We start from the raw sequence: 10146 nt of genomic DNA, 5'->3' as shown, positions 1-10146 counted from the left end.
TTCCGCCCGTTTATTGCCAAAGCCGAACGGCACGAGAACACGGGTGCCGATCAGCACCTGTTCCCGCAGCTCGTCCGGCACACGGTAGGAGTACAGCTTGTCGATGGCGTAGGTTGCCGCGTCCACGGCAACCGCACAGATTTGTTCCGTCAACCGCTATACTCCTTTCTCTTTCCAGTTTAATTTGCCCGCATGGCCAGCAGGCGGTCGAAAATCACATCCGCCACGTCCTCCTTGGGCATGAGCGGTGGGGTTTCGCGCGTCCCATCCGCAAACAGCAGCGTGACAGCGTTGGTATCCGTGCCAAAGCCTGCTCCTTTGTCTCGCAGCGAGTTTGCCACCAGCATATCACAGTTTTTGCGACGCAGCTTATCGGCTGCGTTTTCCAAAAGGTTTTGCGTCTCCATCGCAAAACCGCAAAGCTGCTGCCCCGGACGTTTCTTTTGACCAAGCTCCGCCAAAATGTCCGGGTTGCGCACCAGCGCGACGCTCAGATCGTCGTCGCTCTTTTTCATCTTTTCGTCCGCCGTCTGTGCGGGACGGTAATCGCCCACCGCAGCTGCTTTGATGATGATATCCTGTGTATCCGCGCGGGAAATCACAGCATCATGCATGTCGCGCGCCGAAACAATATCCACGCGCTGCACACCCATGGGCGTTGCCAGCGCGGTCGGACCGGAGACCAACGTCACATTAGCACCACGCATCGCCGCGCGTGCCGCAATGGCGTAGCCCATCTTGCCCGTCGAATGATTGGACAAGAAGCGCACCGGATCGAGCGCCTCCTGCGTCGGGCCAGCGGTCACCAGCACACGCAGACCTTTGAGGTCCTGCGGTGTGATCGCCTGTTCGATGCCGTGCAGCAGCGTCGGCGTGTCCGGCAGCTTGCCGCGTCCGGAATCTCCGCAGGCGAGGTGTCCCGCTGCCGGGTCAATGATGTGGAACCCCCGCTCGCGCAAGGTGTTCAGGTTTTGCTGCGTCACCGGATTGTCGTACATACCGGTGTTCATTGCAGGCGCGATCACAACCGGCGCTTTGGTCGCCAGCAGCGTGGTCGATACCATATCATCCGCAATGCCGTGCGCGGCTTTCGCGATGATATTGGCGGTCGCGGGCGCAATGACGAACACATCCGCGGCTTTGGCCAGCGAGATATGCTCGACCTCCCACGCGAAGTTGCGGTCAAAGGTGTCCACCACCGTGCGGTACCCCGACAAAGTCTCGAACGTGATGGGGGAAATGAACTGCGTGGCCGATTCAGTCATCAGCACACGCACGTTTGCCCCCGCCTGACGTAGCTTGCTGGTCAGGTCGGCGGCTTTATAAGCCGCGATGCCGCCCGTCACGCACAGCACCACGGTTTTCCCAGCCAGATGCATGGCTTAGCGATCCTCCTCGGGGATGTCGCCGTCGTCCAGTTCGTGATCGTCGAACTCATCGAGGCGATGGGTTTCGTCCTCCTGCTCGTCGGCAGCGTCCTCGTCAGATACGGTGTCGTCCTCGTCGCCCAGATCAATCGAATCATCCACATCAACCATCGCCGCTGCGATCGCGTTGTTCTGCACGATTACCGGCTCGGTGCGCGGTCCCGGACGATACACGATCGTGCCTGCCGCGATCTCATCGAGTGCCAGCTTTACCGCCTTATCCGGCAGCTGCTCGCCGGTTTCCTCAGCCTGATCGGCAATGTCGCGGGCGCGCTGCGCCGCCAGATTGACCAGCAGATAGCGGTTGCCCACACGTTTCATCAGTTCCTGCATCGAAGGTTTCAGCATAGTAATCCAATCTCCTTATATTACCCTTTGTATTATTTATGAAAAGAACTGCGCCGTTATGTACGACGCTTTGCCAGAATGTCCCTCAGTTCTTCTACCGCTCGGTCCAACTCGTCATTGACGATCACATAATCGAACCGATCCTGCTGTTTGAGTTCTTCTTTGGCGGTTTCCAGCCGTTTGAGCACCTTTTCCTCGTCCTCTGTGCCGCGTCCACGCAGCCGCGCAGCCAGCTCCTCAAACGACGGCGGCGCGATGAACACCATTACGGCATCCGGTCGCTTTTCGTGCACCTGCATTGCACCCTGCACTTCGATCTCCAGCACCACGTCAAAGCCCTGCTCCAGCTTTTCGTTGACCGGCGCTTCGAGTGTGCCATAATAATTCTCCACATAGCATGCATACTCCAGAAACGCATGCTGCGCGATTTTCTCCTCAAATTCCGCCTTGGAGAGGAAGTAATACTGCACGCCGTCGGTCTCCCCCGGGCGCGGCGCGCGTGTGGTCGCGGAAATCGAATAGAACAGGCGGTCATCCTGCTCCTGCAAGCGCGAGAGCAGCGTCCCCTTGCCTGCGCCCGACGGCCCTGTGAATACATATAAGGTTCCTTTACGCATCTTCGCTCTCTCCTTCCTCCGCATCGCCGGCAAAACGTGCCGCCACTGTTTCCGGCTGCAAAGCACTCAGCACCACATGGTCGCTGTCCATAATCAGCACGGCGCGGGTGCGGCGGCCATAGGTGCCGTCGATCACCATGCCGCGGTCACGCGCCTCCTGCACGGTACGCTTGACCGGCGCAGACTCTGGGCTGACGATTGCGATCAGCCGCGACGAAGCCACCATATTGCCAAACCCGATGTTGATGAGTTTCACCCGTGCCGCCCCCTCTCATTTTGTCTCGTTCGGAAGCATGCTTCCGAACGAATAAAATGTTTGTATTATTCGATATTTTGGATCTGTTCGCGGATCTTCTCGATCTCACTCTTGATATCCACCACAATGCGCGCCATCGTCACATCATTCGCCTTGGAGCCGATGGTGTTGGCCTCGCGGTTCATCTCCTGCACCAGAAAGTCCAGCTTGCGACCGATCGGCTGCGTTTCTTGCAGCATACCATCCATCTGATGCAGATGGCTGCGCAGACGCACGGTTTCCTCATCAACCGCAGTCTTGTCGGCGTAAATCGCCGCCTCGGTCAAAATCCGCGTCTCGTCGATGCTGGTATCCGCCAGCACCTCCTGCATGCGGGTCTGCAGCTTTTCGCGGTATTCCCGAACACGTTCGGGCGAGCGTGTCTCGACCTCACCGACCATGCGCTCGATCGCCGCACAGCGGCTGCGCACATCCTCGGCAAGCTTTTCCCCTTCTCGCAGACGCATCTGGTCAAACCCGTCACACGCCTTGTCGAACACCGCAAGCACGTCGCGGGTCATCGCTTCGGCATCCTGTTCGATACGCTCCGAACCGAGCACGTCTGGCAACTTGGACAGCGTCGTAACGGTCACATCATCACGCAGGCCGTAGGTCTCGCTCAGGTCATGCAGCGCTTCCAGATAGCGCTTTGCCAGCTGGTGGTTGACCGTAACAGCAACGTCGCCGCCCTCCTCGACCTCCACGCCGACGAAAACCTCCACCTTGCCGCGCGCAATGCGGGCGGCCGCAGCCTTTTTGACCGCGTCATCCAAAAAACCGTATTGCCGTGGCGCTTTCACCGTGCAATCCAGATAGCGGTGATTGACGGCGCGCAGTTCGACCGTGATGGTCTTACCGTCCCGTTCCTCTTTCGCGCGGCCGTAGCCGGTCATACTTTTCATATTGCTTTTCCCCTTTTCAATCGGGCGGCAGGCTTCTGCGCAGCAATGCGATCAGCCGTGACAACGCCACATCATAAATAACAAATGTGATATTGGCGACAAACCAAGCCGCCGCAACCCGAAACAGGCCGGTCAGGGCAAACTGCGGCAAAAAGATAAACACCGCCAGCACACCGGCTATCACAAGTGAAACATTAAAATACGCCAGCTTGATCCCCTCCTGAATGCGGCGCGGCGCATAGCACTCCACGCAGAATTTCACGATGGGATACAAGCCGCAAAACAGGATATAGGCCGCGACCTCGATCTTGCGCGGCACCAGCAGCGCGGACAGGATGGACACAGCCAGATACAGTGTCACCGCGGTTTTCAGCCGCGCACGCCGCAAAAGCGGCACAGACGAAGCAACGCCCGCCACCAGGCAGGCCGCCGGACCAATATACGTCACTGTCCCGCCTACATACAGCAGCGCCACGGCGGCTGCGGCCAGCAAGCCGCCGCGCGCGATCTCCTTCGTATTCATATCAGCATCCCGCATTGCAGCAGGCATTCAGGCAGCAGTTGCAGACTGCCAGCTGCACACAGAAATCGCACAGATTAGCCTCCTGCATGGGCCGATAACCGCCATAGCCGCCCGACATGTTCAGATTGTTGAGCGCCGTGCGGTATTCCATGTTGGACGGGTCCATCTGGCAAGCCTGTGTATAAGCACGCGCAGCCTCATCATACCAGCCCTTGCGATAATACACCGTGCCCATCAGATAAAACCATTCAGCGTCGCGGCCGTTTGCGCGCTGCAAGAGCGCCTCTGCCATACCCAAATTGCCCTGATTGATCGCCTGCCGCACCTGACTGTACAGCGAAGCATTTGCGCCCGAATAAGCGCGCTGCTGCTGGCTGCCGCCATACTGCTGCCCGCCGCTGTACTGCTGTCCGCCCGACGCGCCGGACGAGGTTTTGCCCGCGCGCTCGTTCATAATCATGTCGTAGGCCTCGTTGATTTCCTTCATACGGGCCTCCGCCAGATCGGCAAGCGGATTGTTGATATAGTTGTCTGGATGATACTTTCGCGCCAGCTCGCGGTAAGCGCGTTTGACGTCGTCGTCGCTTGTCTGCGGCGTAACGCCGAGCACCTTATAGGGATCCATGTTTGCCCCATCCTCCGTTCGTTTGGTACGTCCCGTCCAGCACTTGTTTCGTCACCAGCGGCATACCCAGAAAAATAATATTGCGGATCAGATCCGCGTCCCGCCCCATATCCAGCAGGTCATATGCCATACAGATATCGGCGAGCGACCGCTCCAGCGTGCGCTCAAGCGGTTGTCTTATCTCTGTCAGGTCCGGCGTGCGCAGGCCGTAGCGCAGCACCACCGGATTGTAATTGTCCTGTTCCAGATCTTCCGCCACGTCCTGTGCGGCATCCAGCAAATAGATCCAGCGTCCGACGTGGTAAAACATCTGCCGAAGCACGCGCTCGCGCGCGTCTCCGGTATGCGGCACTGCCGCCGCAGTGAGCCGTGCAGAAGCGTCCGCCGCACGGTCCATCGAATCGCATTTTTCCCGCTCGAGCTGCTGCAAGTCGGTAAGCGCCTGCACCATTTCGCTGTCTGTCTCGGGCAGGCGTGCCCGCGCGCGTTCGTAGCCGCGCCGTCCCAAACGGCACAGCAGCCACGCCAATACGCGTTTCGGCCCTTTCTCATCGGCCAGACTGTCGCGGAATTTGTGATAGGTGAGCAGCACGCTCACATCCGCCGCCAACTCCAGCGCCTCATCCGGTGCGGCGCACGGACGGCGCGTCAACGGATGCGCGTCGCACCGTTTGCGGCACGGCGGCGCGGTTTGTTCCTCGCCGCAGCCCATCACAAGTGCGAAAAACGTCATGTCATAACTCAGGAACAGGGTATAAAACCGGCCATACCGTGCGCGGATGGCATGACACAGCCCGCAATAAGCCTGCTGGAACCGGTCAGCCTCTTTGACCCGCAGCTCGGACTTCACCGGACGGATAAAGCCAAACATTTCACAACCCTTTCCCGCCGTGTTTTCGCACGGCCTTGCGTATTCAACCTATTGTACCGAACTTTTTCCAATAGCACAAGGGCAAACGGCACAAAATCAGTAAAAATTCACAAAAAATTCAGAGCTTTTTTGTGATTTCAAATGGGACGCTGTTCTTCCGCTTCATCTCACGGCTGAAAAGGATCGCCGCCACGATGCCCGCGGCAAACAGCATACCACCACACAGCGCGGACACACCCGCGCCCTTTTGCAGTGCGCTGCCCGCGCCGTAACCGATGAAAAACAGCACCACCGGCAGCAGATACACCAGTCCTGCATAGCCGAGCACCTGTCCGGTTTCGCCCTCGATCAGCACGCGCTCGCCCACCTGCGCTTCCGCACGGTTGCGCGCGGTGACATACAGCGTCTGCGTCTCCAGTCCGCCGCAGCCGCCGCATTTGGCGCAGTCATGCCCGCAAGCAGAACGGCGGGTCACTTCGATTTCCGCCATGCCGCCGGGCAGTATCTTTTTGATCGTTCCCTGCTGGGTCAATTTGATCGCTCCATTTCTCAGTATTGCCTTTCGCACCGCGCATCACGCAAACGGCGCGTATTCCTCCATAATGCGGTACGCGGCTCGAATGCCGTCCACCGCCGCGGACATGATACCGCCCGCATAGCCTGCGCCCTCACCGCACGGGATCACACCCTCACAGCCCAGACCAAACAAATCCTCTCCGCGTTTCATGCGCACCGGAGAAGAAGTACGGGTCTCCGGCCCGGTCAGCAATGCGTCAGCCGCGTCAAAACCGCGGATTTTTCGGCCGAAATACGGCAGGCTATCCCGCAGCATGTTCTGTGCAAAATCCGGCAGGCATGCCGCCGCCTCTCCGAACTGCACGCCCAGCGGATAGCTCGGCTGTACCGTGCCTGCGCGCGTACTCGGCCGTCCCGCCAGAAAATCGCCCACGCGCTGGCAAGGCGCGCGATACGAACCGGTCTGTGCGAACGCCGCGCGCTCAATCTGCCGCTGCAAGGCTACGCCGCCGAACGGCGTGCCGTCGTCAAAGTCCATCGGATCGACGGATACCGCCAGTGCGGCATTAGCGTTTTTGCCATCTCGCGCATGATAGCTCATGCCGTTGGTCACGACCGTATTTTGCTCGCTCTGCGCCGCAACGACCACGCCGCCCGGACACATGCAGAACGAATAACAGGCTCGTCCGCCCTCGCGGCGGGACAGGTTGTATTCCACAGGCGGCAGCAGCGGGTGCCCCGCGTATTTGCCGTACAGCGCGCGGTCGATCTCACTTTGCAGATGCTCAATGCGCACGCCGACCGAAAATGCCTTCGGCTCAAAGTATACCCCGTTTTGATGCAGCGCATCAAAGGTATCGCGCGCCGAATGGCCGATCGCCAGCACCGCCCGCTCGCAGGCGATCTCATCGCCGCCCGCCTGCACGCCGCGCAGCACGCCGTTTTTGACCGAAACGCCGGTCAGTCGCGTGCCAAACTGCACTTCACCGCCGTTGCGAATGATTTCGCGCCGCATGGCGCGCACCACATTTTTCAGGATATCCGTCCCCACATGGGGCTTGGCCTTTTTCACGATATCCGACGGTGCCCCGTGCGCCGCCAGCGTTTCCAGCACCGTGTCGCACAGCGGGTCGCCAATGCGCGTGGTCAGCTTGCCGTCCGAATACGCACCCGCGCCGCCTTCGCCAAACTGGATATTGCTCTCGGTGTCCAGCGCGCCGCCATCCCAAAAGGCTTGCACTGCGCGGTCGCGCGCGTCCAGATCGCCGCCGCGCTCCAAAACAAGCGGCGCATAGCCGTGTTTTGCCAGCGTGTACGCGGCAAACAGACCCGCAGGCCCCAATCCAACCACGACCGGACGATGTTCCAGCCGCTTGCTGCCGCAGGGCGCTATGGCTTTTTCATCCGGTTTATAACGCACGAAGGGCATTTGCAGCTTTTCTGCAAATGCCTTTTCGTCCACGAGTGCATCCAGCCGCACGGAATAGACGCGAAAGATTTTGCCGCGCCGCGCGTCAATGCTGACGCGGTAAACAGCGGCCTGTGTATCATCGGACACAAGGCCGGTCAGGCGCCGCGCCTCCGCCAGCGCCTGCTCCTCCGGCACGTCAAACGGCAGGCGGATATTGCTCACCATCAAACTCATGTGCCGTCTCCGCCTTCCTCCGACGGCGCAGCATCAGTATCCTGCGCCTCGCCGTCCTGTGCCGGATCGTTTTCCTCCGGCGGCATGACTGCTTCCTCGCCGCCCGGTCCGGTGATCTCGATTTCGACCTCTGCGTCGCTGCCGACCAGCGTCACGCCGGCGGGCAGTCCGGTCGCGGCCACCTGACCCTTGACCTTATGGGTGCCCAGACCGAGCGACACGGAATCAAAGGTCAAGCCAATCGACAGACTATTTACATCTACCTGCTCCAGCGCGCTTTCGCTGCCGCGCAGCTCAATCTCGACCGACTCGGTCAGCACGCTGACCGAATATGGGGTCTCCTCCTGCGCTGTATCAGTCGGCACAAATTTGGTCACCTGTACTTTGCGAGTGGAGACACTCTCCTCCTCCTTGACGCTGATCGTCACCTCTGCGGTCGATGGCTGACCGCTGTCCAGCCGCACGCCCTCTGGCAGCGGGATCTCCATTTCTACCGGAACGCCGGTGCGCGCATCATCCAAAGCGATGGTGCCAAGGTTGATCTCCGTGATACCAGCCAGCGTCTTTTGGTCACCGATCAGTGTGATCGAAGGCGGATTGATGCTGACGTCTACCTGTTCTTCCTTGAGGGTCTCGCCGTCGGTCAGCGAAACCGTCAGCGGCACGCTTTCCACCGGATAGATCGGCACACGTACTGTGATCGTATCGGTCTGGCACGTCACATGCGTGCCGGTGATCGGCTCACCCGCGTCATTATACAGTGCGATGCTGCAGTCCCCGGTGAAGGTGGAGGACTTGCCGGTTACGTCAATCGTGCCATATGCATACGCCACTTCCTGCAATTCCGCTTCCGGTCCGGAAATCGTGACTTCCTTGGTCGTGGTCGGCTCGGGCGTACCCGCACGGCTGCCATCTGCCACGGTTCCCGTTGTTTCCACACGAACCGGCACACTTGCGGTTGTCACCTTATCCACCAGCACGCGCACTGTCGTCGGCTCGGTGCGCACCGGATCGACATTATAGCTGCCGGTGACGATCTGCGGTGTCAGCGCGTATTCACCCGCGCCGTCCGTAATATCCGAAACGTCAATGGTTGCGCTGACCTTCTTGCGGAACGTGCTGTCGGTAATCTCGTTGTTCGGACCCTCGACCTCTACGTCGATCGTGTTGGTATACTCAATTACGGAAAGGCCGTAGTTGTTCATCAGCTGTTCCGTACCGCTCAGCTTGACCTCTACATCACGGATGGTGGTCTGCTTGCTCGGGTTCTCAATATCACGCACCACGATCCACAAAACAAACGCAAGCAAAAGCGACAGCAAGCGCAGCCAGATATCATGCTTTTTCGTAAACTGCTTCACTTGCTCGCACCTCCCTTCCAGATGTTCCGAAGGGAAGAAATGCGGCGCTTATCCGGCTTATCCGGCTCCAGCAATTCGGATTCAAGCACCTTCTTGAGCACTTCAGGCGACAAGTGCCGTTTGAGCATGCCGCCGATGGCAACCGAGATCGCGCCCGTTTCCTCGGAGACAACGACCAACACACTGTCGGACGATTCGCTCATGCCGACCGCAGCACGGTGCCGCGTACCCAGATCGCGCGATAGGGTCTGGCTGCCCGAAAGCGGCAGCACACAGCCGGCTGCATAGATCTTACCCGCGCGCATGATGAGCGCACCGTCGTGCAGCGGACTGTTCTTGAAAAAGATATTCTTGAGCAGCTCGGGCGAAGGGTCGGCGTCCAGCTGCGTGCCGGTCGCGGCGATCTCTCCCAAGCGCTCCTTTCGCTCGAACACAATCAGAACGCCGGTTTTGGTCTTGGACATATCCGCGCAGGCCGAAACCGTTGCGTTGATTGCCGCCTCGATCTCATCCGGATCGTTCGCCGGAACGAGCAGACGGCTCAGGTTGCCCTTGCCCAGCTGCTCCAACAGACGGCGCAGCTCGGGCTGGAAAATGATGACCAGCACAAACGGCGCATAGTAGACCGCCGTGCGCAAAATATAGGAAATCGATGTCAGCCCGAACCAGCTTGCCAGCAGCATCACGAGCGCCAGCACAAGGATACCCTTGGCCAGCCGTGCCGCGCTGGTGTCCTTGAGCAGCTTCATCATGCGGTAGATGATGTAGGCTACAATCAGAATATCGACCACGTCCGTCGGTCCTGCGGTTTGCAAAGATGCAATCCCGCTCTTGAGCGACGAAAGCAGGTCGAAATTCTGAAGGGGCGGAATGAAAATGTTTTGAAAAGCCTCCATAAAGCCACCTGTCCTGTAAATTCACAGCCTTTCTTTGTGCGAAAGGCAGATTTTTTCCTTATTTATACTACCACAAATCCCGTCCCCTGTATAGCGTATTCACAGATTTTTTACGGTTTG

Annotated in this window: 13 protein-coding genes; all 13 read right to left on the bottom strand. The window is 59.1% G+C overall.

All coding sequences use genetic code 11. The features are described from left to right. A partial coding sequence (locus tag ABGT74_RS00880; RefSeq protein ID WP_346704081.1) for a hypothetical protein occupies positions 1-126 on the bottom strand: 126 nt, incomplete at its 3' end. A gap of 53 nt (positions 127-179) precedes the next feature. Beyond that, positions 180-1379, bottom strand: coding sequence for a bifunctional phosphopantothenoylcysteine decarboxylase/phosphopantothenate--cysteine ligase CoaBC (gene coaBC, locus ABGT74_RS00875; protein WP_346704080.1), 1200 nt, complete (start codon positions 1377-1379; stop codon positions 180-182). 3 nt (positions 1380-1382) lie between these two features. Beyond that, the gene (gene rpoZ, locus ABGT74_RS00870; RefSeq protein ID WP_297282877.1) at positions 1383-1775 is read right to left on the bottom strand and encodes a DNA-directed RNA polymerase subunit omega; all 393 of its coding nucleotides are present in this window, start codon (positions 1773-1775) and stop codon (positions 1383-1385) included. Positions 1776-1831: 56 nt separating this feature from the next. Then, complete coding sequence (gmk, locus tag ABGT74_RS00865) at positions 1832-2392, bottom strand: guanylate kinase (RefSeq protein WP_346704079.1); 561 nt, start codon at positions 2390-2392, stop codon at positions 1832-1834. Continuing rightward, positions 2385-2648: a DUF370 domain-containing protein gene (locus tag ABGT74_RS00860; RefSeq protein WP_297282875.1), complete on the bottom strand. Its 264-nt coding sequence runs from the start codon at positions 2646-2648 to the stop codon at positions 2385-2387. Before ABGT74_RS00860 ends, gmk begins: the two co-directional genes overlap by 8 nt. Before the next feature lie 65 nt (positions 2649-2713). Beyond that, positions 2714-3589: a YicC/YloC family endoribonuclease gene (locus tag ABGT74_RS00855; RefSeq protein ID WP_346704078.1), complete on the bottom strand. Its 876-nt coding sequence runs from the start codon at positions 3587-3589 to the stop codon at positions 2714-2716. 16 nt (positions 3590-3605) lie between these two features. Further along, a complete protein-coding gene (locus ABGT74_RS00850) occupies positions 3606-4112 on the bottom strand; it encodes a hypothetical protein (RefSeq protein ID WP_297282873.1) in 507 nt (168 codons plus the stop codon). A gap of 1 nt (position 4113) precedes the next feature. After that, positions 4114-4737 carry a J domain-containing protein gene (locus ABGT74_RS00845; protein ID WP_297282872.1) on the bottom strand — a complete coding sequence of 208 codons (624 nt, stop codon included), beginning with the start codon at positions 4735-4737 and terminating at the stop codon, positions 4114-4116. Next, positions 4724-5608, bottom strand: coding sequence for a DUF5685 family protein (locus tag ABGT74_RS00840; protein WP_346704077.1), 885 nt, complete (start codon positions 5606-5608; stop codon positions 4724-4726). Before ABGT74_RS00840 ends, ABGT74_RS00845 begins: the two co-directional genes overlap by 14 nt. Positions 5609-5726: 118 nt before the next feature. After that, positions 5727-6140, bottom strand: a complete 414-nt coding sequence (locus ABGT74_RS00835; RefSeq protein ID WP_297282870.1) for a SoxR reducing system RseC family protein — start codon at positions 6138-6140, stop codon at positions 5727-5729. Positions 6141-6182: 42 nt separating this feature from the next. Continuing rightward, a complete protein-coding gene (locus ABGT74_RS00830; RefSeq protein ID WP_346704076.1) occupies positions 6183-7769 on the bottom strand; it encodes an FAD-dependent protein in 1587 nt (528 codons plus the stop codon). Continuing rightward, positions 7766-9130 carry a CdaR family protein gene (locus ABGT74_RS00825; protein WP_346704075.1) on the bottom strand — a complete coding sequence of 455 codons (1365 nt, stop codon included), beginning with the start codon at positions 9128-9130 and terminating at the stop codon, positions 7766-7768. Before ABGT74_RS00825 ends, ABGT74_RS00830 begins: the two co-directional genes overlap by 4 nt. Next, positions 9127-10026 carry a diadenylate cyclase CdaA gene (gene cdaA, locus ABGT74_RS00820; RefSeq protein ID WP_297282867.1) on the bottom strand — a complete coding sequence of 300 codons (900 nt, stop codon included), beginning with the start codon at positions 10024-10026 and terminating at the stop codon, positions 9127-9129. The genes ABGT74_RS00825 and cdaA overlap by 4 nt, the downstream gene beginning before the upstream one ends. Positions 10027-10146: the final 120 nt, after the last annotated feature.

The organism is uncultured Agathobaculum sp. (assembly GCF_963927765.1).
Taxonomy (GTDB): Bacteria; Bacillota; Clostridia; order Oscillospirales; family Butyricicoccaceae; genus Agathobaculum.
This window is presented reverse-complemented; position numbering and strand designations above follow the sequence as displayed.